This window comes from Paraburkholderia sp. Ac-20342, assembly GCF_017104985.1.
Taxonomy (GTDB): Bacteria; Pseudomonadota; Gammaproteobacteria; order Burkholderiales; family Burkholderiaceae; genus Paraburkholderia.
Genome location: NZ_JAAGPQ010000005.1, coordinates 13,810 through 36,364 on the forward strand (window position 1 = coordinate 13,810; position 22,555 = coordinate 36,364).

Consider the following 22,555-nt stretch of genomic DNA (forward strand, 5'->3'; position numbering starts at 1 on the left):
CATGTCCCAGGGATTGCTCGATGCACAGAACGGCGCGCAGCCGTCGAACGACGATACGCAGCCCGCGCGCGGCATCTCGCGGCGCAGCTTCCTTAAATTCGGCGTGACGGTCGGCGCTGCAGCCGGCGGCGGTCTGCTGCTCGGCTTCAGCATGCCGGCTTCGAGCCAGGATCAGAAGACCGGCAGGAGCGTGATCGGCGGCGATGCGAACGAGGCGCCGCAAAGCGGCGTGTTCGCGCCGAACGCGTTCATCCAGATCGACACCGCGGGAAAGGTCACGCTGGTGATGCCGAAGGTCGAGATGGGCCAGGGCGTCTATACGTCGATTCCGATGCTGATCGCCGAAGAACTCGAAGTGCCGCTCGACGCGGTCACGCTCGATCACGCGCCGCCCAACGAAAAGCTCTTCGGCGACCCGCTGCTCGGCGGCCAGCTCACGGGCGGCTCCACGTCGATCCGTTTCGCGTGGGAGCCGATGCGCCGCGCGGGCGCGACCGCGCGCGTGATGCTCGTCAACGCGGCCGCGCGGCAATGGCAGGTCGATCCGGCCAGTTGCCACGCGCAGGCGGGCCAGGTGATCCACGCGGCCAGCAATCGCAGCGCGAGCTATGGTCAGCTTGCGCAGGCCGCGTCCGCGCTGCCGGTTCCGCAGAACGTGCCGCTCAAGGAGCCGAAGGATTTCAGGCTGATCGGTACGCCCGCGAAGCGGCTCGATTCGCCCGAGAAAGTGGACGGCACCGCGCTGTTCGGGCTCGACGTGCGCCTGCCCGGCATGGTCTACGCGGCGATCGCGAATTGCCCGGTGTTCGGCGGCACGCTCGCGAGCGTCGACGGTACGCATGCGAAGACGATCCCCGGCGTGCGCGAGATCATCAAGGTCGACAACGCGGTGGCGGTGATCGGCGACCACACATGGGCTGCCAAGCGCGGCGTGCAGGCGCTCGACATCAAATGGAACGAAGGCGCGGGCGCGCAGGTATCGATGAAGACGATCGTCGACGATCTCGCGGCGGCCTCGCAACGCAGCGGCGCGGTCGCGCGCAAGGAAGGCGACGTGGGTCGCGCGTTCGGCGATGCGAAGTCGCGCGTCGATGCGGTCTACCAGCAGCCGTTTCTCGCGCACGCGACGATGGAGCCGGTCAACTGCACGGTCCATGTGCGCGCCGATGCGTGCGAAATCTGGCTCGGCTCGCAGGTGCCGACGCGCGTCGTCGATGCGGCGGTGGCCGTCACCGGTTTGCCCGCCGACAGGATCATCGTGCACAACCATCTGATCGGCGGCGGCTTCGGCCGGCGGCTCGAAACCGATATGGTCACGCAGGCGGTCAAGGTCGCCAAACAGGTGTCGGCGCCCGTGAAGGTGCTGTGGACTCGCGAGGAAGACATCCAGCACGACATGTACCGGCCGTACTACTACGACACGATCTCGGCCGGACTCGATGCGAACGGCAAGCCGGTCGCGTGGCAGCATCGCATTGCCGGCTCGTCGATCATGGCGCGCTTCGCGCCGCCCGCGTTCAGGAACGGGCTCGATCCCGACGCGGTGGAAGTTGCCGCCGATCTGCCGTACGACCTGCCGAACCAGCTCGTCGATTACGTGCGCGAGGAACCGCACGCGGTGCCCACTGCGTTCTGGCGCGGCGTCGGGCCGACGCGCGGCACGTTCGTGGTGGAGAGCTTCATCGACGAACTCGCCGCGCACGCGAAGATCGATCCGGTGCAGTACCGGCGCAGCCTGCTCGGCAAATCGCCGCGCGCGCTGAACGTGCTCAATACCGCCGCGCAGGCCGCGAACTGGGGCAGCGCGCTGCCGCAAGGGCAGGGGCGCGGCGTCTCGGTCATGCATGCGTTCGGCAGCTTCTTCTCGATCGTCGTCGACGTCGCCGTCGACCAGGGCGAGGTGTCCGTCAAGCGCATCACGTGTGCGGTCGATTGCGGCATGGTCGTCAATCCGAACACGATCGAGGCGCAGGTGCAGGGCGGCATCATCTTCGGCATCACGGCGGCGCTTTATAGCGAGATCACGATCAAGGACGGCCGCGTCGAGCAGAACAACTTCACCGACTACCGGATGCTGCGCATCAACGAGACACCGCCGATCGACGTGCATATCGTGAAGAGCGGCGAGGCGCCCGGCGGCATCGGCGAGCCGGGCACGGCGGCGCTCGCGCCCGCGCTGGCCAATGCGATCTACGCGGCCACCGGCAAGCGGCTGCGGCAGTTGCCGGTGGGCCGTCAACTGCAAAGCGCGTGACGCCAAGGAGCCCGACATGAAAATCACTTTGAAGGGTCTTGGCGCGGCGTTGTGCGTCGCGTTGCCGTTGCTTGCGCAGGTGCCGGCCAATGCGGAAACGGCGGCGGTGACGTCAATGGCAGCTACGTCATCGGCCGATCAGGCGCTCGTGCAGCGCGGCGCCTATCTCGCGCAGCTCGGCGATTGCGCGGCCTGCCACACGGCGCCGAAGGGCAAGCCGTTCGCGGGCGGTCTGCCGATGAACACGCCGATGGGCCGCATCTACACCACCAACATCACGCCCGACGCGCAGACCGGCATCGGTGGCTACACGGAAGGCGACTTCGTGCGGGCGCTGCGCGAAGGCGTCGCGCAGGACGGCCACAACCTGTATCCGGCGATGCCGTATCCGTCCTATGCGAAGGTCAACGACGACGACGCGAAGGCGCTTTACGCGTTCTTCATGCACGGCGTCGCACCGGTGCAACAGGCGAACCGGGAGCCAGACATCAAGTGGCCGTTGAACATGCGCTGGCCGCTGAAGCTCTGGAACATGGTGTTTCTGGAAAAGAGCGCCTATCGCGACAAGCCGGGCAAGGACGTAGCGTGGAATCGCGGCGCGTATCTCGTGCAGGGGCTCGGGCATTGCGGCTCCTGCCATACGCCGCGCGGCGTCGCGTTCCAGGAGAGCGCGCTCGACGAAAGCGGCAGCGGCTTCCTGAGCGGCGCGCTGCTCGACGGCTGGTTCGCGTCGAACCTGACCGGCGAGCACAACGAGGGGCTCGGGCGCTGGAGCGACGAGGATCTGCGCACCTTTCTGAAGACCGGTGCGAATCGCCATGCGACGGCGTTCGGCGCGATGACGAGCGTAATCAACAACAGCACGCAAGGCATGACCGACACCGATATCGCGGCGGTTTCGACGTATCTGAAGTCGTTGCCGCCGGCGGGCGGCAGCGGCGCGCCGCTTTATACGTACGATGCCCAAGCGACCAAAGTATCGCTCGATCGTCCCGCCAACGATGCCGGCGCGCGCGTCTATACGGCATATTGCATGCACTGCCACGGCGTCGACGGACAGGGCTTCGCGCCGATGCTCGCGCCGCTCGCGGGCAATCCGAACGTGCTCGCGAAGGACGCGTCGTCGCTCATCAACGTAACGTTGAACGGTACCGGCGATCTGGTGATCGACGGCGTGCCGTCGCCGTTCCCGATGCCCAGTTTCGCGGCGGTGCTGAACGACCAGCAGATCGCCGACGTCCTGAGCTTCGTGCGCGCGGGCTGGAACAACGGCGCACCGGCGGTGGGCGCGGCCGAGGTCGCGAAGCTGCGCAAGTCGACGCAGGCGGCGCGCTGATCGCCAGAGTGAGGGACGTGGCGGTCAGGTGAGGCGGGCCGCTTCACATGCCGCCCGCTCCCGACTCATGGCGCGCGTGGCGCCGCTGGCGCACTCGACGGGCGCAACGTGCCTGATGCACCGCACGGTGCACCCCGCAGCGCACGCCACGGCGCACCCCGCACCGATCAAGGCGCGAACGACAGAAACAGATACGCAGCGAACAGCGACAAATGCACGGCGCCTTGCAGGATCGTCGTGCGTCCGGTGCTGAGCGTCAGCGTGCCGACCACGAGCGTGAGCGCGAGCAGTACCATTTCCTTGCCGTTGATGCCGAGCACGATAGGCTGGCCGATGTACAGGAACACGCCGGCCACGGTCGGAATGGTCAGGCCGATGCTCGCGAGCGCCGAGCCGAGCGCGAGGTTCAGACTGGTCTGCAGGCGATCGCCGCGCGCCGCGCGCAGCGCTGCAAGCCCTTCGGGCAACAGCACCAGCGCTGCGATCACGATCCCGACCACGGCCGGCGGCGCGCCCGCGTTGAGCACCGCGGATTCGACGACCGGCGACAACACCTTCGCGAGCAGCACCACGGCGACGAGGCTCACGACCAGCAGCGCGCCGCTGATCGCCGCGAGGCGCGCGCTCGGCGGCTCGGCGTGAACGTCTTCGTCGGGCACGCCGGCGAGGAAGTAATCGCGATGGCGCACGGTCTGCACGAACACGAACACGCCATACAGCACGAGCGACGAAGCGCCCGCGAACGCCAGTTGCGACGGCGACAGGACCGGACCCGCGCTCGTGGTCGTGAAGTTCGGCATGACGAGCGTCAGCACCGACAGCGACGCGAGCACCGCGAGCGCGGCCGCCGCGCCGCGGCTCTGGAAGTCCTGTTCGAGATGGCGAATGCCGCCCACCAGCAGACACAGTCCGACGATCCCGTTGCAGACGATCATCACGGCCGCGAACACGGTGTCGCGCGCAAGTCCTGCTTTTTCGGGACCGGACGTGAGCATGACCGAGACGATCAGCGCGACTTCGATCACGGTGACGGCAACGGCGAGCACGAGCGTGCCGAACGGTTCGCCGACGCGATGCGCGACCACTTCCGCATGGTGCACGGCGGCGAACACCGCCGCGCACAGCGCCACGCCGACCAGCGAGAGCAGCAGCGCATTGCCGGGAAGCGCATAGGCGGCGCCGAGCACGATCCAGCCGACGAATGGCACGACAACGGTCCAGCGCGGTAAAACGGTCGTGGGTGAGGTCATTCGGGCTTCCTTTTGACGCGGGTGGATGACGGGGCGAAGCGGCATCGCCGGATTTTCACTGTGCTCGGCAAAGCTGAAGCAATATCTTAATAAAGCGCTTCAAGCCATTAAATTATAAGGGATCGTGCTGCCTGGGCCGAGCATGGTCGCACGGCTGAGCGCGCAATGGAGCGGACGCGGCGCAGCCATGGACGCAGGGTGCCGCCCAGTGGGAAATCATTGTGCCGTGGAAGGACTGCTCGTGCGTTACAGCATGCGCCGGGCGTTGCAAACAGGATGGCGGACGCACCGTCGAAGCGCACCGCTGGACTCGAAAACGGTTGGAACGGGCGGGGCGGATATTAACCTTAGCCGGCAAGGCTGCCGCGAACGGCGTGCCGGGCCCGCGACAAACAGCAGGCCGGCGTCGATGCGGTTCGGACATCGGCGCCGGCGTGTTTGTCTACCTCTACGGCGACTTCTCTTACTGGCCGATTGCGCGGATCGTCAGCGCGTTGCGCACCGACGTCACGCCTGCCACGCTCTTCGCGGCCGTCGTCGCGAGATCGACCTGCGCTGCCTCGGGCACCGAGCCGGCCAGCGTGATGTCGCCACCGCGTGCGCGCACGGTGATGTTGCTGACCGTCAGGCCCTTGGTGTGCGCGAGCGCCGCACGGATCTTGCGCTGCATCGCGCGGTTAGCCTGGCGGGTCTGCTTGGCGGTGGGCGCCGAGGCCGCCGCTGCCGCGGGTGCTGCCGCCGAGGCCGCTGCGTCGTTGTTTTGCGCGTATGCATTGAGGGAGGCCAGAACGACCAGCGCGCCGCCGATCACCTTCATTGCCGGAAATGCTTTCATGCGAGTTCTCCTGTTGTCGTAGGTACATCGTTCCCGAATGGGGACACCGGTCACACCAATGGGTACAGCGGGATTCGATCCGGATGGAACGGGTACGGCCGCCGCGCAAATGCTTTGAGCCGGATGGCCGGGCTGGGCAGCCCGCGCGGCGCACGGGCCCGAACAGGCTGGATGCCAGCCCGAAGGCACACAATACAACAATTAGTGCCATGTTGACCTCGTGCGGCCCCGATGGGCCGAGAAAATGAGGCTTTGACACAACGGATCGGCCGGGCGGCGCGCCGCCATGGCGGCGGGGCGTTGGACCTGCGGGCGGTTTTCCCCCATGCTGCAAGCTCCTCGCGACACGTTTCAGGACGACGGCATCCATGCGAACCGCGCCTCTTCCGATCCGGCCGCTGCGCCGCGACGATCTGCCCGTCGACACGGTCGAACTCGCGCGCTTCATGGTCGGCAAATATCTCGTGCACGACCTGCCCGAGGGGCGTATGAGCGGCCGCATCGTCGAGACCGAGGCGTACCCGCTCGGCGATTCGACGAGTCATGCGTTTATCGGCCGCCGTCCGTACAACGGTTCGATGTTTCTCGCGCGCGGCCATGCGTATGTGCGGCTGACCTATGGTGTCTCCTGCATGCTCAACATGTCCGCCGAGGCCGAGGAGGTTGGCGCTGGCATCTTGCTGCGCGCGATCGAGCCGCTCGAAGGACTCCCGCTGATGGAAGCGCGCCGCCCCGGCGTGCCGCTGCGCGATCTCGCGCGCGGACCCGGCCGGCTGACGACGGCGCTCGGCATCGGCCAGGCGTTCGACGGCCGCGATCTCTGCACGGGGCGAGGGTTGTGGATCGGTGTGATGGAGAGCGGCGACGCGCCGATCGGCGTGACGACGCGCATCGGACTGTCGCGCGAGATGCATCGGCCGCTGCGGTTTTTCGAACCGGGCAGCGCGTTCGTTAGCGGTCCGCGCAAGTTGCTGTTGATCCCGCATTCGGGCGCATGAAATTGCCGGACGCGCGGGCACCGGTTCCGGCCGATCAGGCGGCGCGCGCCGGCAAAACTTCCTCAGATCAGACGTATTGCGGAAACATCAGACGCAAACACCCGGTTTCCAGTCATTATTGCTACGCGGCTCATGTTCTCGCACAGGTTCCAGTCAATTCGAAATCATTGTTGCGACGAAAACAATTATCTATCTCGAAATTAAGGGTTTTCCCTCGAAAGCGTGATGACTAGACTGAAGTCAATCGCTTCCACGACAGCGTGGCGAGGCGAGGCAGACAAAACCAGATTGGAGGTAGGTCATCATGAAATCGCTCTTCAAGGCAGTTGCCATTGCAGCCCTTCTCGCCGCACCGGTCGTTTCGTTCGCTCAATCGGGCGACCAGCCCGTCACCCGCGCGCAAGTGCGCAGCGAACTGATCCAGCTGGAACACGCGGGCTATAACCCGGTGACGTCGAACGACTCGAACTATCCCCAAGGCGTGCAAGCCGCCGAACAGCGCGTGCAAGCGCAAAACCCGGCTCTCGCGCAGACGCAGACCCAGCCGGTCGCCGATACGAGCGGCTATGGCGCGCCGGCGAGCGGTTCGTCGCAGTCGGGCGCCGCGCTTCAGACGACGGGTGGCCCGCACGGCATCTATTTCGGTAACTGATTGGGCAACTCATGGATTGGATGCGTGGCGGCGGGGCGCGCACGGGGCCGGCGAACATGGCCTGTCCTCGCGAATGATCCCTGCCGGAGTGTGTGCGACTCGTTTTTGAGCGCTGCGCCTCAAGCCCGGTTGTTGCCGTAGACCCGGCGCCAAAGCCGGCGCTCCGTCGAGCGGACAGCACGACGCGTGCGCATCGCGACCCGCGCGGCGCACACAGTCTCGACCACAAAGTGTTCCAGTCCAGCGCAACGCACGTACGAGCTACCCGGCGTGCCGTTCGTGCGTTGTGTTCCTGTTTGAAGGAACCTCCGCTGCCGCAAGGTAGCTTGCCCAGGCTTTTCGAGGTTTGGGCTTTTTTTGCGTTCGCGCCGAGGTTCGCTTCGGTGCCTGACTTCGTTATGACCTCAAGGCCGTTCGCCGTGAATATAGAACTCGAGCTGCTGAATCGTGAACTGCTGTTCCGCGATGATGTTCTTCACGAGGTCGCCGATCGACACCATGCCGATGAGGCGTTCGTTCTCGATCACCGGCAGATGGCGCATGCGCCGCTCGGTCATCAGCGCCATGCATTCCTCGGTCGTCTGGCTGGGGCGCACGAAGCGCACCGCCTTGCTCATGATGTCGCGCACCGGCGTCTCCTTCGACGAGCGATCCATCAGCACCACCTTGCGCGCATAGTCGCGCTCCGTGACGATGCCGGCGATGCTGTCGCCGTCCGTCACCACCAGCGCGCCGATGCCCTTTTCGGCCATCAGCCGGACCGCCTCGTAGACAGAATCGTCGGCGCCGATCGTATAGACGCCGGTGTTGTTCGGTTTCGTTTTAAGAAGTTGTGCAACGCTTGTCATGGAGCGGCTCCGTTTCGCAATGCAGCACGCCGAACTGGCGCGCCGTCGTGAGGGACAGGCCATTCCAGTATAGGCCCGACGCACCGCGGCGGTACACCGGGAATACGTGTGGCGGGTCACACGATGCACGGCGGACCGGCGTGGCAAGCGCGTGCGCGGATGCAGGCGTGCGCGTCCCGCTGGCGGTCTCGCTGCCTCTTCTGCGGGCGCGCCGCCGTGCCGCCGCGCGATGCCGCTTCGGGTCGCGTCCCGCGGTTGCGAAGGGGCATCCGCGTATGTCATGCGGATTAGCGGTAAACTCGCAGTCCACACCTTATCCCCGGCTCGTTCGGGTTCATGTCAGCACCACTGTTTAACGCCATGCTCACGTCTCACGATCCATCGCCCGCAGCGGACGGCGTCATCACCAGCGAATGCGTCGTTCTCGACGCCACCGCCACGCTTCCCACGCGCTACGGCACGTTCACTTCCTATGTGTTTCGCGTGGTCGACAGCGGCGCCGAACATCTCGCGCTCGTGATGGGCGATGTCGCCAACAAGTCGTCCGTGTTGACGCGCCTGCATTCGGAGTGCCTCACCGGCGACGTGCTCGGCTCCTATCGCTGCGACTGCGGCGAGCAACTCGACCTCGCGCTGCGCTATATCGCGGCTGAAGGCTGCGGCGTGCTGCTCTATCTGCGCGGACATGAAGGGCGCGGCATCGGCCTGTCGAACAAGATTCGCGCGTATGCGCTGCAGGAGCAGGGACGCGATACGGTCGAAGCCAACCTCGATCTCGGCCTGCCCGACGATTCACGCGAATACGATTCGGCCGCGGGCATTCTGCGCACGCTCAAGGTCACGTCGGTGCGGCTCATGAGCAACAATCCGGAGAAGTTCCACACGCTGTCGAAGCATGGCATTCCGGTGTGCGAGCGTGTTGCGCTGGCGATTCCGATGCGCGAGGAGAACGAGCGTTATATTCGTACGAAGCAGGTTAAGTTTGGGCATTACTTCGAGGAGAACGAGTAGTTTAGGGTTGCATAGCGATGGCCCGCTTTGATTTACCTGCGCCGGGGAGCGACAACCTTTCACGCATCGCCACGACACCATCCACCCGGAAGGGTGATCTGCCAGCCAGGCAGTTTGCGCGTATGGCAGTCGATCGCCAGGGCCAGCGTCGCTCAACCGTCACGGCTATTTACATAGGAGCAGAGGAGTACGGGCTTTGTCCGCATTGGTATGCTTCTGTCTCGGCCCGACTTCGGGTGTAACGGTTGTCGGAACTCCAGTACATATGCGTCGTCACCGACAGCCGCCATTCGATCTTCGAACGATCGGCAAGGCTCAATCCACCACTTTGAAAATGAATATGGCCTGTCAGTATCGCTGACGGCATCTGCGTGACCGCATTGAGCGGAAACGCCGTCTCCAGGATGGTTCGGGAGACTAACAGCAGAATTGACTTCCTAACAGTGTGGAATAATGCCGTGGCAGGCAGGAATCAGGGAGGCCTTCGATCCTGGAGTCAGGCGTCAAACCCGGCATAGACCTGCGGGCAGAATAAAGATGCCTTCGTCCCCGCCGGGCGCCAGGCCGGAATGAAGCTAAGCGCAATGGCGAACATCCGCCTCCGTCTCTAACAGAACGAGGAGTGACGCATGCCCGATTCAACCGACGCAAAGCGCACCAAAGCGGCCACGCCCGCCGCCGACCCAGGCACACTCGCGACACAGGAAGATCCGTCCATGCTGTTTGCGGGGCGCGGCGCATCCGCCAGGCGCGTCGAGGCGGGCAAGGCGGCGCGCAGCAAGGTGCCGCGCGAGAAGCTTGCGGAATGCAAGGTGACGGATCGCGATCCCATCGCGCTGCTCGACGCGTCCAACGCCGGCCGCGTGACCGAGCTGATACCGATCCGCTACGGGCGGATGGTCGCGAATCCGTTCGCGTTCTATCGCGGTGCCGCGCCGTTGATGGCGCACGATCTGTCGAAGCTGCCGCATTCGGATGTGATCGTGCAATTGGGCGGCGACGCGCATCTCGCCAACTTCGGCTTGTTTGCCAGCCCGGAGCGGCGCATTCTCTTCGGCCCCAACGACTTCGACGAAACGCTGCCGGGTCCGTTCGACTGGGACGTGCGCCGGCTGGCCACCTCATTCGTGATTGCCGCACGCGAACGCGGTTTCGCGCAGCGTGACCAGCGCGGTGTGGTGCGCCGGCTATGCGAGACCTTCCGGCAGCAGATCGCCGAATTCAGCCGGATGGACACGCTCGATATCTGGTATGCCCAGTTCAACTCGGACAACATGCTGGCCATTGCCGATTCGGCGCAGGAGCGGCAGAAAGAGCAGGCCGTTATCGACAAGGCGAAGCAGCAGTCATCGCGTTCCGTGGTGAATCATGCAACCGAGCTCGTGAACGGCAAGCTGCGCATCAAGGATCAGCCGCCGCTCGTGTATCACGTGCCGTTTGAAAGCCCGCACGAGAACAAGCAGTACGACGCGATGGTGCGGCGCTTCTTCGCCGACTACCGGCTGACGCTTCCCGACGACCGCCGCACGCTGTTCGATCGCTATGAACTGGTGGATGTCGCGATTCGAGTGGTCGGCATCGGGTCCGTGGGAACGCGTTGCTACGAAGCGCTATTCATGGCCGATGGACAATGCCCGCTGTTCCTGCAACTCAAGGAAGCGCGGGCTTCCGTGCTGGAGGGCTATCTGCCGCCGAGCCGTTATCCCAATCACGGTCAGCGCGTGGTGAACGGGCAGCGCCTGCTGCAGTCGGCCAGCGACATCTTTCTTGGCTGGTCGAAGATGCGTCACACAGGCAACGACTTCTACGTGCGGCAATTGCGCGACATGAAGGGCGCATTCGACTTTACGACTTTCGATGTCGAAGATCTCGGCGAGTATGCGGTGTCCTGCGCTCACGCGCTGGCGCATTCGATGGCGAAAGCGGGGGACCCTGCGTTGCTCAGCGGATATGTCGGCAAGTCGGATGCATTCGACGAAGCGATCGTGCAATTCGCGCTCGCTTACGCGGACCAGAATGAAGCTGACTGGACGGTTTTGAAATCGGCCGTCAAGGCGGGACGCATTCAGGTCATTCGGGAATGAACGGGTCATCCCCGGCGCTGTTGTTTGCTCCATCGGCCAACGACAGCGCAGAAGATCACGCGAGACGGTAGACCTTCGACACCGTGCCCCGGAACAGGGCTTCCCGATCCTGCGCACTCGCCTGCGCGGTCAGGCGTTTAAATGCATTCCAGCCGTTGCTATAAGGATACGAGCCTTTATCGACGGGGAAATTGCTTTCGAACATGCACCGGTCCACGCCGAAAGCCTCGATGCACGTATGCATCCACGGTTTCCACGTTTCGGCGAGTTGACTCGACGAAGGCGGCCGCTCGCCTTTCTCGAAGTCAAACCCGTTGATGCGCATGCCGAGGCCACCGAGCTTCACATACACGTTGGGCAACTGCGCCAGCTCGTGCATCGAACGCGACCATGCCTCGAACACTTCCTTGTGTTTGTCCGCGTAGCTGGCGATTCTCACGACACCGCCGCAATGGTTGATGATGAACGGAATGTCGGGATAAGCCTTCGCCAGATCGAATAGTTCGGGTAACTGAGGAAAGAAGAGCCACGCATCGCAGGAAAGACCCAGTGCCCCGAGTTGCGCCACGCCCGCGCGATAGGCCGGATCGAGCAGCAGTCCGCGCGGCGAGGCCGACAACGGATTCACGAGCGTCGCGTCCGCATCCCACGTCGCGAGGTGCCGCACGCCCCGCAAGCGGCCGTCGCCGGCCTGACGCTCCGCTTCGAGAACCTCGCGCACCGCCGCGCCGCGGCGCAGGTCCGCATAGCCCACGATACCTTTTGCGACCTGCGGCTTGCTCTTCTGCAACGGTGACGTTACCTGAGCCACGTATTCGATTTCTCCAACCGGGCGCAACGGTTCCGGGCCCGATTGCCGATAACGCGTGAGTGCCTGCATGTACACCGACGCGGTGATGTTGTGGCCCGATCTCGCGTCCTCGAGATAGTCGTCGAGCAGGTACGTCCATCCCGGCCGCTCGTAGAAGTGATGATGCGCGTCGATGATCGGCAGGTCCGGTTCGAGCGCGGCTTCGGTGCCCGAGGCGAGCCATGCCGCGCGAACGGGAAGGTAGTTGCTGGTCGTGTTCATGCCGTGCGTTTCCTCTTTTGCGAATCCGTGCCGCGCGGTGACGGCGGGGATCATGATCGATGCGGCCGCCATCCCGAGGAGCCGGCGCCGTCGTGGCGAACGAAGCTGGGTCATCTTCACTTTTCCGTGCTGAAGGCATACAGCGAGAGGGTCAGCAAGGTCGTGACGAACAGCACGATCGACAGACCGATCATGCCGGCCGTGAACGTGCCGAAGCTGTCCTTGAGATAACCCACGAGATACGGTCCCGCAAACCCGCCCAGCGCGCCGATCGAATTGATCAGCGCAAGGCCGCCGGCGGCCGCCTGCCCCGAAAGGAACCTGGCCGGCAACGTATAGAAAATCGTGCGGCCCGCGATCGTGCCGATGAGCGCCAGCGTGATACCCGTCATGGCGGGCACCAGGTGATGGAAGTGGGTCGATACGCCGAGCGCCACGGCCCCGATCAGAAGACCCACCGCCAGATTCGCGACGGGGCCGCCGCGGCGGTCGACGCGCCTCGCCCACCAGAGCAGCGCGATGGTGGCAAAGAAGTACGGTATCGCCGAAACCCAGCCGGTCTGCGTCACGCTCATGCCGTGCGCCTTGAGCATCTGCGGCAGCCAGATGCCGATGCCGTAGGAGCCCATCGTGAAGCCGAACGAGATCATCGCGAGAATGTACGTGCGCACATCCTTCAACGCGGCGGAGAAATCCTTCTTCTTCTGGCTGGCCGAGCCCTCGCGGTCGAAGGCGCTCTGCAGCGCCTGCCGTTCTTCCGGCGACAGCCACGCGGCATCGGCCGGCCTGTTCACGAGCATCTTCAGCACGAGGAAGCCGAGTAGGCATGCGGGCAGTCCTTGCGCAATGAACATCCATCTCCAGCCAGCGAGCCCGAGGAAGCCGTCCATATTGAGCAGCCAGGCGGAGAGAGGCGCACCGACGAACGATGAAAGCGGCGTGGAGACGGTGAACCACGCGAGCACACGCGTGCGATAACTCGCGGGAAACCAGATGGCCAGAAAGAAGATAACGCCGGGGAAAAAGCCGGCTTCGCCGATACCCAGCAGGAGCCGGACTGCGTAAAAGCTCTTCGGCCCCACCGCAAGCGCCGTGGCCGCCGCAAAAAAGCCCCACGTAATCATGATGCGCGCCAGCCAGCGCCGCGCGCCGAAGCGATACAGCGCGAGATTGCTTGGCACTTCGAAGATACAGTAGCCCGCGAACATGATGCCGGCACCCCAGCCGAACTGCGTGGCGCTCAGGCCGAGGTCGTGGTTCATGGTCAGCGCGGCGAAGCCCACGCTGGTGCGATCCAGGTAATTGAAGAAATAGGCGAGCGCGAGAAGCGGGATAAAGCGCCACGCGGCCTTTTTCACGGCCTGCTGCTCGAGCGCGGAATCGGCAAGGCTGTCGGCCGCTATAGTCGAGGAAAGGGATGTCATCTATCGTCTCCTGTCGAATCACTGGCCGAGTCGAGCCATGCCGCTTACGCGCGGCACCGTGATTCTCCGTGTGCTGTTCGGGTATCAGGCGCTGGCGGCTTCGTTCGCCGATGGCCTCGTCGTATCGCCGGGCTGCGGGTCCTGACACCTGACGACGCCCGCTTCGGTCAACTGTCTGAGATCTTCCGGCGTGTAGCCGAGCTGCATGAGAAGCGCCCGCGTGTCCTGACCGAGTGAAGGCGGCGCGGCACGCAGTTGCAACCGGTCCCCGCCGAGCGTCAAAGGCAGCAGCGCGGTTTTCGTGGCGACGGCCTGGCCGGCACCGCTGGCGTCGGCCGGCAACGTCACGTCGGCGAGCCCGCCTGTGGCGAGCAGGTGAGGGTCGTCGAACAGATCCTGAGGCTTCGTAATCGGCGCATACGGCAACCCGTTGCGTTCGAAGATCGTGCTGATCTCGGCCGCGGTGAAGACTTCCATATGCTTGCGGAGCTGAGGCATCAACCAGTCGCGCGCCTGCACCCGCTGATTGTTGGTCGCGATGCGCGCGTCCGCCTTCAGGTCCGCGAGGCCGAACGCGTCGCAGAAGATCGCCCATTGCGTGTCGGACACGACCGCGAGAAAGATCTGTTCGCTGTCCCTGACCGAAAACACGTCGTAGATGCCCCATGCGGAGATGCGGCTCGGCATCGGCGCGGCGGCTTTTCCGGTCACGGCGAACTGCATCATGTGCTGTGCGACGAGAAACACGTTGTTCTCGAATAGTGCGCTTTGAACTTCCTGGCCCAGCCCGGTGCGCTCGCGTTGAGCGAGCGCCGCCATCGCGCCGATCGCGCCGAACATGCCACCCATGATGTCGTTGACGCTCGTGCCGGCCCGCAACGGACGGTCTTCCGGTCCTGTCATGTAGGCGAGGCCGCCCATCATCTGCACGACCTCGTCGAGCGCGGTACGGTGATCGTACGGACCGGGCAGGAATCCCTTGTGCGATACGTAGACGAGACGCGGATTGAGCCGCGAAAGCGCGGCATAGCCGAGGCCGAGCTTGTCCATCGTGCCGCTTTTGAAGTTCTCGCTGAACACGTCAGCACCGCCAAGCAGCTTGTGCAGAATTTCGAGCCCGCGTGCATCTTTCACGTCGACGGCGATGCTCTTCTTGTTCCGGTTGAAGGTACCGAAGAAACCGGCTCCGGAGCCGCGCAGTACGCGCGTACTGTCGCCCGCTATCGGTTCGACCTTGATGACTTCCGCGCCCAGGTCGGCGAGTACCATGCCGCACGTCGGTCCCATCACCATATGCGTCATCTCGACGACGCGTACGCCGCTATACGGCAGCGCCTGATTCGCTTGCACCTCGCTCATTGCGCCACTCCCAGCAGGCAGCCTTCCGGTTGCGGCGCGCTCGGTACGCGCCCGTCTGAATAGGTAAAACCTTTTGGCAGCCCGGCGTCCTGCACGTGCCCGTACAACGCTTCTCCCGGCAACGCTTCGGCCAGAATCGCGCGCGCGGCGACGAGTTGGTCGATGTCGACGCCCGTGTCGTAGCCCATGGCCTCCAGCAGGAACGCCAGGTCTTCCGTGACGATGTTGCCGGTGGCGCCCGGTGCATACGGGCAGCCGCCAAGGCCGGCCTGACTCGAATCGATCGTCGTCACGCCGACATCGAGCGCGGCAACCACATTGGCCAGTCCCTGGCCGCGTGTGTTGTGGAAGTGCGCGCCGCCCGCCTTGCCGCCGAATTCGGATTGCAGCCGGCGGAACAGACGGCGAACCTGCGCCGGGTTGGCGTAGCCGCTGGTGTCGGACAGGCCGATCTCGTCCACGCCGCATTCGGCCATCGCGGCGCACATGCGCATCGTCTCGTCGTCGGTGACCGTGCCGGCGATCGTGCAGCCGAATGCGACCGACACCCCCGCTTCGATCTGCACGCCGGGAAACCGCTCGTTACGCAATGCAACGATGCTGCGGACCTCTTCGATCATCTGCGCCGTCGTCTTGCGGATATTGGCCATCGAGTGCTCGTTGGTCACCGAGACGGGCAGTGTCACCTTGTGCACGCCGGCTTCGAAGGCGCTCTGGGCGCCGCGCAGATTCGGCGCGAGGACCGCGACGTGCAAGCCCGGAATCGACAGCGCATGCGCCACGACCTCGCGGATGTCGGCCATTTGCGGCAGCAGCTTCGGCGGCACGAACGAGCCCACCTCGATCTCCTTGAGTCCGGCGGCGGCCAGCGCGGAGATCCAGCGCAGCTTGGCCGCTGTCGGCATGACGCTTTTGATGCTTTGCAGGCCATCGCGCGGCCCGACTTCGCTGATCAACACCTTGGGGTTGGACGTACTCATCACTGGCTCCTAAGTTCTTACCAAGTTCTATTAGATAGATCTATGTTCTGTGTGAAAGAACTATAGGCGTGCATAGGAGGCCAGTTAAGAGGGGTAAACCCCAGAATTTCTAAAATAATAGAACTTGAGTTCTGTTGAGTAGAACTGTAAAGTCGGGGTGACGATCAAGGAGGAGAACACATGTCTAACAATGCGCTTGCGCCGACGGAGCCGTCGGCCGATGCGTCGGAAACGTCGAGTGGCGTTGCGGTCCTGGATCGGGCATTCGCGATTCTCAACGCCTTTGGACCGACCGATGACCGCCTGACGCTCACCGAACTTTCGCGCCGAACCGGCTTGTACAAGAGCACGGTTTTGCGGCTGCTCGGGGCTTTGGAGCATGGCGGATTCATCCGGAAGCTGAACGACGGGCAGTACGCGATCGGCCATCAGCCATTGCGTCTCGCCACGCTGTATCAGCGGTCATTTCAGGTCGGTCCGGTGGTCGAGCCGATACTTCAGCAGTTAAGTCGGGAGCAGGGCGAGACGGCCTCTTTTTACGTGCGGCAGGGCGACCAGCGGCTGGTGCTCTACCGGGTGGAGCCGTCGAGAAGTGTCCGGGTCGCGATACGCGTCGGCGAGGAGTTTGCGATCGACAGGGGCGCCTCCGGCAAGGTGCTGCTCGCGTTCACCGAATTATTGGACCCGCGCTGGGATGAGGTGCGCGAACGGCTTTGGGCCGTCTCGTACGGCGAACGCGATCCTGAAACGGCCTCGGCCTCGGTGCCGGTGTTCGATTCGACGGGGCAACTGGTGGGGGCGCTGACGTTATCCGGACCTAAAGGCCGATTCGATGTCCCGGCCGTCATGAACGTTGCGTTGGTGGCTTTGCTCGACAGTGCGAAGCGAGCGACAACGGCTCTCGGCGGCAGGGGGGCGAGATACGATGCGAGCATCGCCAGGTTTGCTCATGAGGACGCTGTCGACGGCATGAGACGACGAGATGCGGATGCCGGTGGTTAGCTGCGGTTGAACTGCCGATGGGCTGTGTGGCGGGGGCTATCGTTGCAGGACTGTTATGCCCTGAGCCAGCCTATCAAGTTCGAAAGCATCGAGGTGTCTTTCACGCCTTCGCAATAGACCTGCCCGTACGGATACTTTGAAGTCGGGGGATGGGTGATTTCCGTCACTTTATAGCCGCGTGCTTCCAGAGCAGCGCGAGCCTGTGCCCGGTAACTTCCGTCACCGTTGTAAAAGATGACTTTCCCTGACTTGTTCAGCAGCGTGTCCGCGCCTTCAATCCAGCCGTCGATCTCGGTCTGGCTGAATCGATCGCGGGGGCCGCGATTGAGGTACTCGAAAGCCACGGTGTCGAATCGACCCTTGCCATGTTCGTATAGCTCGCTGTTTTTATAGTCGGCAAAGTCGAGGGTCAGGTTGGCACCCGCGTCAGGGCTGATATCCACGGTGAAGTCGTTGTGATGGTCGCTCCGGTTTGTGCATGCTGTGCCCTGCATAGTGTCCATTGTGACTTGCTGCGGAGTCGTGCCGCAGCCAATGACGAGGTTTTTTGTTCGCTCATGACGAATCACAAGGTATTCGCGGATATTGAGCGGTGGTGGCGGGCTCCGCTTTCGCTCTGAGTTCAGGTTGGACAGGGCTGCCAGATCCCCAACGGCACTGGGGTGGGTCGGCGATCGCGGTTGCTGGAGGCGGCGAGATTCGGCTGGCTGGGTACCGCGTGCGTGCTCAGTGGGATTGAGAGGCGGCGACGCAGAGGTGGAACGATTGATCGATGGCATGGGCGATTCTCAGGGTTGCGGCGTATGCGATCGGTTATCGGCAAATAGCGTGGGAAACAGGGCCGTTGAAAGAAACGGCGAAATGGCGATGCAGCAAAGCAGGTTGGATCGCAGGTCAGTTGCCCCTCATGCGCCACGGCGTGATCTGATCATAATCAGCCAGCGTGCCGGTATGGGATCGCTTCGCGAAGCGATTGCGCAGATAGCGAAGGGTCGCCGCCAAAGCGGCACAGCAGGCCGGCCCGGCGATACAGCAGCATGCCGACGTTTCATGCTTCGGCAGCGGACCCACCCGGTGAGTCGTTCTCAGGCGACGAGCAACCGGGCAGCAAGCGCCGTTGCGGCTGGAACCGCCAGTTTCAACCCGAAGGCAGTCAAGGTACTGCCGGAAAGGAACTCGACGCGCCGACGCTGTTTCGCGTAGAAATTCGCCACTGACTTGACCGTGGCAACCAGTACGATATTGCAGCGGGTCAACACGCTGACGCAGGCCACGCCAACGACCAGAGCCACCGCCACGGAGAGCGGCGGCTTGACGGAAAGAGCCGTGAGAAACAGGGACGAAAAAAAGATGATGGCCTGTGCATTGAGCATGCCGGCAGTGAGGCCGATCCGGTAGGCATGCGAGGCGCTCAAGGCGACTGCACGCCTTTGTGCATCGGACGAGGGAGACGGTGTCCGGTTGCTCAGCATGAACCGCAATCCGCCCTGGATAAACCAGAGTCCGCCGAGCAGACTGATGCCTTTCACAAGGAAAATGCTCTGGCCTAAAAGGGTCGCGAGGCCGGCGGTAGCTGCTACCGCAAACAGGGTGTCGGCCGTCGCCAAACCCAGTGCGATGAACAAGCCAGAACGCTGACCATGATTCATGGCATTGCTAACTGTCAGGACGAAAGAGGCGCCGGGCGTCAGGACATTGAGCGCGAAAACGCCGAGCATGGCGAAGAAAGTCGTCAATTTCGTTTCCTTTGGCAGCTCACGTGCCGGGCAGGACGTGTCATGCCATTCGGCATGCATGCGGTTGGGTTGACAGGCGAACATACGTGTCGATCCGTTGCCGACAGGACACGACAACGTCAATGCCTTTCCTCGGTGTTCTTTTCTGGCTACTGACTACGACGGGCGAGGTGCGCCCTGTCGGGTAATCGGCAATGACTTGGGAGGCCCCGTGCCCGACGTCGGCGGAATATCGTGGTTCGATTCGCTGAGGATCGTGTCGTGCGCTTACCCGTTGCTACACAGTTCGGAGCTGGCGGTGCCGATACGTTCGTCGATTTCGCCTATCGCCGCGCGGATCCGCTTCACCCGTAAGGTCTGTGCGGGGATGAGTTCTACGGTTTGCATCGCCTCGACACGATTACGCCAATATGAAAGCGAAAGCGGAATAGAGTCCAAAACCGACAGTCGAAAAATGACATGTTCGAGATGTCGAATGTCCTGTTCGATCTGCTGGCAATTCATTATTTCCCCGATCCATACGAAACTGCCCGGCCTTCAATGGGCCGTTTGCCGTGTTGTTTTCGGTCTTCCCGCTTTCCCCGAGGTCCCTCGCGCTTGTTCTGTTTCTCAATGGGTAGAACGGTACCGGACGGGCGGGTTCCGAGTAAATACTGCATATGCAGTATTTACCCGGCAAAGTTGTTGGCGCAGCGCAGCGCCTCGCATGAGGCCGCGGGATGGTGAGATGGCGAGACGCGCTCAGCCGGGCGGCGCGTCGATCAACGCACGGAGTTCCTGCGGATCGAGCGGTTTGTGCATGACGCGAAAGCCGCTCGACGACGTGGCATTGATGCCGTCTGTCGAGGTATCCCCGGTAATGATGATTGCCGGTATTGTGCGATCGATGGAATCGAATACGGCATGGATAATATCGGTGCCGCTGACGTGCCTCGTCAACCTGAAGTCGGTCACGAGCATTTCCAGCGCGTCGCGATGCGACTTTGCCGCCGCGACCGCGTGTTCCAGCGATTGTGCGGTGATCGCCGTGTGTCCCCACGCCCGCAGCAGGCTCTCCATGCTGGACAGCACATCGCGGTCGTCGTCGACGACCAGAATCGTCTTCTGCCGGCGCTCCCGGGCCGGCAGGCCGAGCCGTCCCTCTCCCCTGGCGCCGGGCGTCATGGCATGCGGCATCGACCGCAGCCGCACGGAGAATCGTGAGCCGCGCCCCGGCACGGAACGAACATGGACACGGGCTCCCAGCAGTGCCGCCGTACGCTGCACGATGGCGAGGCCGAGGCCCAGCCCTTGTTCCCGGTCGCGTGCCGCATTATCGACCTGATAGAACTCGCGGAAGATGTTCGATAGCTGATCGGGCTCGATGCCGATGCCGGTGTCGAATACCTGGATCTCCACATGGTCGCCGCGATGCCGGCTGGCAACCAGAATGCCTCCGCGGCGGGTGTAGCGCACGGCATTGGACAACAGGTTCGAGAGCATGTTGCGCAGCAGGACGGCATCCGTTTCCAGCCAGATCGAGGTCGGCCTGATTCTGAGCGTCAGGCCTTTGGCCGTCGCCGCCTGCAAAAACTGGTTCTCCAGCGCGTCCAGTTCATGCTGCAACTCGAAGCGGCGCGGTTCGACTTCGACGACGCCGGCGTCGAGCCGCGAAATATCCAGCAATACGTTCAGCAATTGAGACATGCCTTTCAGCGCGGTCCGAAGCCGTTCGGCAATGTCGTTGAGCGCTTCGCGCTCGACGGCCGGAGCCTCGGCCATCGCGCGCAGCGTCGCGATGTAGAGACCCAGCGCATGGGTCGGCTGGCGCAGGTCATGGCTGGCGGCGGCGAGGAATTGCGATTTGCTTCGATTGGCGAATTCGGCCCGCTCCTTTTCCTCGGTCAACTGCCGGATCAGGCCGATATTTTCGAAGCGCAAGCAGACGGTGTCCCGCACGGTGTGCTGCAGCGTTCGGCTGAAGGCGAGATTCACCCCCAGCAGAAACAGCGAAAGGAATCCCAGCACCGAGAACAGCGCGTTGCCGTACGCAAACGAGCGAATGGCAAACGGCAGGACAGTCAGCAGTGCAAACGTGACGTAGGTCGGCCACCAGGAGGACAGTGAGGCAACCGAACCGCCGGTCATGCCTGCCAGCACGATGCAGGTCAGTACTGTCACGATGGTGTTGTCCGGGGCGAAGAACAGAACGCCCATGGAACCCCACAGACAGCCGGACAGGGCGGCGAAGAAGGTGTAGCGCATCGCGCGGCTGTTCGCTGTTTCTACCGGGTGCCTGGCGGTCCGGCGATCTCGCCATATCATCACGAAACGAATGCTCGTCAACACGTAGATCGCGGCAGCCCAGGCAAGCAGATCGTGCCGAGGAACCTCGTGCCACAGCAGGAAGATCGTCAGGCTGACCACCGCGAGATTGCCGAAGAGAATCGGCGGCGACTGGCGATACAACGTATTGATCAGTTCCAGTCGCACGTCGGCGCTATGTTCTTGAGGTATCTTTCTTCTCGCCATCTTGAAGATGTTTTTATCTGAACTTGTGTGGAATCGGGCTTTTCGTAAAATACCGTCGGCCATAGGGGCAGTGTATCGGACACTCGTCCGGCATTGTCGTAAGAACGCGGGCTGTCAGTCGGCTCGAAAAACAGCGAAAGAAAAATGAAAAATATCGTACTGGCTGAAGATCACGCCATGATCCGCGACGGGATGAAATTGCTGTTGATGACCCAACCCAACTGGCGCGTTGTGGGCGAAACGGGAGACGGGGCGGCCGTGAGTCGACTCGTACGCGAGACGCGAGCGGATTTGTTGCTGCTCGATCTGGATTTACCCGGTTGCCGCGGCCTCGATCTGGCCCAGCAAATCAAGACCGAATCGCCGGGAACCGGAATCCTGGTCGTTACGGGCAACCAGAATGCGTCCGCGGTGCGATCCGCGCTGGCTGCCGGGGTGGACGGATACGTGCTCAAACACGAGGACAGCAGCGAACTGCTGCAGGCCATTTCCCTCGTCTTCTCCGGCACCCGCTACGTGAGCAAGGTACTCGCCCACGCGCTGGAAAGCACTGACCACGGCGCTGGGCAATCGATGACATCTCGCGAGAAGGAGATTCTCGTCCTGATCGCAAACGGATACTCCAGCCAGGACATCGCGAGAAAGCTGACGTTGAGCGTACTCACCGTGAGAAAACATCGGCAGAACCTGATGTCGAAGCTGGCGTTGCACAACGTGGCCGAACTGACGGCCTATGCGATCCGTGACGGTTTGGCCTCCGCGGTGCCGGAGGTTGTCCCGTCCGTTCGGACCGATTGCGGCACGACTTGACCTCCGGGGGCATGGTCCCGTACCGCCGGCGCCACCTGTCGTGTCTGGAGACCAGCAAGGCTCAGCCGAGCCGGGAGAGGATGATCCGGCTCGCGGGATACCTCGATATCCCGCTGCAGGATCGAAATACGCTGACGGGCACGACACGCCCGAACGGGTCACCGCCCAATGCAGATTCTCCCATGTCGACACGCTGAGACAATCCTTGGCGAGGCATGTCGGGATAACGCCGGCTGAGTATCGGAAACGCCTGGTGTACATGGCTCGAATCGATGCCTGATCGGCACGCCACATGCGATGGCAGGAAACGACGGTCGCCTGGCAGAAATGCCTTGCATTCGACTATTGAGGGAGCAGTGCGATATCGCAATACTTGAACCCGATAAAGCGGGC

The 22,555-nt window shown here is 63.2% G+C and carries 19 protein-coding genes; 8 read left to right on the plus strand and 11 right to left on the minus strand.

Translation table 11 applies throughout. The annotated features are described in order from the left end of the window. The first annotated feature begins 1 nt into the window (after position 1). Positions 2-2,254: a xanthine dehydrogenase family protein molybdopterin-binding subunit gene (locus G3N58_RS03120; RefSeq protein WP_205998449.1), complete on the plus strand. Its 2,253-nt coding sequence runs from the start codon at positions 2-4 to the stop codon at positions 2,252-2,254. A 16-nt stretch (positions 2,255-2,270) separates the two neighbouring features. Further along, the gene (locus G3N58_RS03125) at positions 2,271-3,590 is read left to right on the plus strand and encodes a cytochrome c (RefSeq protein ID WP_205998450.1); all 1,320 of its coding nucleotides are present in this window, start codon (positions 2,271-2,273) and stop codon (positions 3,588-3,590) included. 167 nt (positions 3,591-3,757) lie between these two features. On the opposite strand, the gene G3N58_RS03130 is transcribed toward G3N58_RS03125, so the two are convergent. Beyond that, positions 3,758-4,840 carry an ionic transporter y4hA gene (locus tag G3N58_RS03130; RefSeq protein ID WP_167049171.1) on the minus strand — a complete coding sequence of 361 codons (1,083 nt, stop codon included), beginning with the start codon at positions 4,838-4,840 and terminating at the stop codon, positions 3,758-3,760. A gap of 463 nt (positions 4,841-5,303) precedes the next feature. Then, on the minus strand, positions 5,304-5,675 hold the full coding sequence (locus G3N58_RS03135) for a BON domain-containing protein (RefSeq protein WP_167049174.1): 372 nt from the start codon (positions 5,673-5,675) through the stop codon (positions 5,304-5,306). Between the two features lie 368 nt (positions 5,676-6,043). Between G3N58_RS03135 and G3N58_RS03140 the strand changes: the two genes are divergently transcribed. Both G3N58_RS03140 and G3N58_RS03145 read left to right on the plus strand, forming a co-directional pair. Next, positions 6,044-6,673, plus strand: coding sequence for a DNA-3-methyladenine glycosylase (locus G3N58_RS03140; RefSeq protein ID WP_205998451.1), 630 nt, complete (start codon positions 6,044-6,046; stop codon positions 6,671-6,673). Between the two features lie 304 nt (positions 6,674-6,977). Next, positions 6,978-7,325, plus strand: a complete 348-nt coding sequence (locus tag G3N58_RS03145; RefSeq protein WP_205998452.1) for a DUF4148 domain-containing protein — start codon at positions 6,978-6,980, stop codon at positions 7,323-7,325. 404 nt (positions 7,326-7,729) lie between these two features. On the opposite strand, the gene G3N58_RS03150 is transcribed toward G3N58_RS03145, so the two are convergent. Then, on the minus strand, positions 7,730-8,173 hold the full coding sequence (locus G3N58_RS03150; protein ID WP_167283035.1) for a CBS domain-containing protein: 444 nt from the start codon (positions 8,171-8,173) through the stop codon (positions 7,730-7,732). Between the two features lie 360 nt (positions 8,174-8,533). Between G3N58_RS03150 and ribA the strand changes: the two genes are divergently transcribed. Both ribA and G3N58_RS03160 read left to right on the plus strand, forming a co-directional pair. Next, positions 8,534-9,184 (plus strand): GTP cyclohydrolase II, encoded by a 651-nt coding sequence (ribA, locus tag G3N58_RS03155; RefSeq protein ID WP_167283076.1) that lies wholly within the window; start codon positions 8,534-8,536, stop codon positions 9,182-9,184. A 629-nt stretch (positions 9,185-9,813) separates the two neighbouring features. Further along, positions 9,814-11,268 carry a DUF2252 domain-containing protein gene (locus G3N58_RS03160; protein ID WP_167283033.1) on the plus strand — a complete coding sequence of 485 codons (1,455 nt, stop codon included), beginning with the start codon at positions 9,814-9,816 and terminating at the stop codon, positions 11,266-11,268. A 55-nt stretch (positions 11,269-11,323) separates the two neighbouring features. Here G3N58_RS03160 and G3N58_RS03165 read toward each other — a convergent pair whose 3' ends face one another. From G3N58_RS03165 to G3N58_RS03180, 4 genes are all read right to left on the minus strand, one after another. Next, the gene (locus G3N58_RS03165; protein ID WP_205998453.1) at positions 11,324-12,454 is read right to left on the minus strand and encodes an amidohydrolase family protein; all 1,131 of its coding nucleotides are present in this window, start codon (positions 12,452-12,454) and stop codon (positions 11,324-11,326) included. Between the two features lie 2 nt (positions 12,455-12,456). Next, positions 12,457-13,764, minus strand: coding sequence for an MFS transporter (locus tag G3N58_RS03170; protein WP_167047134.1), 1,308 nt, complete (start codon positions 13,762-13,764; stop codon positions 12,457-12,459). Between the two features lie 84 nt (positions 13,765-13,848). Further along, entirely contained in the window at positions 13,849-15,123 is a 1,275-nt protein-coding gene (locus G3N58_RS03175; protein WP_205998454.1) for a CaiB/BaiF CoA-transferase family protein, read from the minus strand. Next, the gene (locus G3N58_RS03180; RefSeq protein ID WP_205998455.1) at positions 15,120-16,103 is read right to left on the minus strand and encodes a hydroxymethylglutaryl-CoA lyase; all 984 of its coding nucleotides are present in this window, start codon (positions 16,101-16,103) and stop codon (positions 15,120-15,122) included. The genes G3N58_RS03175 and G3N58_RS03180 overlap by 4 nt, the downstream gene beginning before the upstream one ends. A 180-nt stretch (positions 16,104-16,283) precedes the next feature. On the opposite strand from G3N58_RS03180, the gene G3N58_RS03185 reads away from it, so the two are divergent. Continuing rightward, positions 16,284-17,105: an IclR family transcriptional regulator gene (locus G3N58_RS03185; protein WP_167047125.1), complete on the plus strand. Its 822-nt coding sequence runs from the start codon at positions 16,284-16,286 to the stop codon at positions 17,103-17,105. Between the two features lie 53 nt (positions 17,106-17,158). On the opposite strand, the gene G3N58_RS03190 is transcribed toward G3N58_RS03185, so the two are convergent. The 4 genes from G3N58_RS03190 to G3N58_RS03205 form a co-directional block, all read right to left on the minus strand. Then, a complete protein-coding gene (locus tag G3N58_RS03190; protein ID WP_205998456.1) occupies positions 17,159-17,884 on the minus strand; it encodes a hypothetical protein in 726 nt (241 codons plus the stop codon). Positions 17,885-18,190: 306 nt separating this feature from the next. Further along, positions 18,191-18,925 carry a LysE family translocator gene (locus G3N58_RS03195; RefSeq protein WP_205988469.1) on the minus strand — a complete coding sequence of 245 codons (735 nt, stop codon included), beginning with the start codon at positions 18,923-18,925 and terminating at the stop codon, positions 18,191-18,193. Positions 18,926-19,108: 183 nt separating this feature from the next. Further along, a complete protein-coding gene (locus tag G3N58_RS03200) occupies positions 19,109-19,345 on the minus strand; it encodes a hypothetical protein (protein WP_167283029.1) in 237 nt (78 codons plus the stop codon). Between the two features lie 237 nt (positions 19,346-19,582). Beyond that, the gene (locus G3N58_RS03205; protein WP_241016965.1) at positions 19,583-21,415 is read right to left on the minus strand and encodes an ATP-binding protein; all 1,833 of its coding nucleotides are present in this window, start codon (positions 21,413-21,415) and stop codon (positions 19,583-19,585) included. Positions 21,416-21,496: 81 nt separating this feature from the next. On the opposite strand from G3N58_RS03205, the gene G3N58_RS03210 reads away from it, so the two are divergent. Then, entirely contained in the window at positions 21,497-22,162 is a 666-nt protein-coding gene (locus tag G3N58_RS03210) for a response regulator transcription factor (RefSeq protein WP_167047110.1), read from the plus strand. The last annotated feature ends 393 nt before the right edge of the window (positions 22,163-22,555 follow it).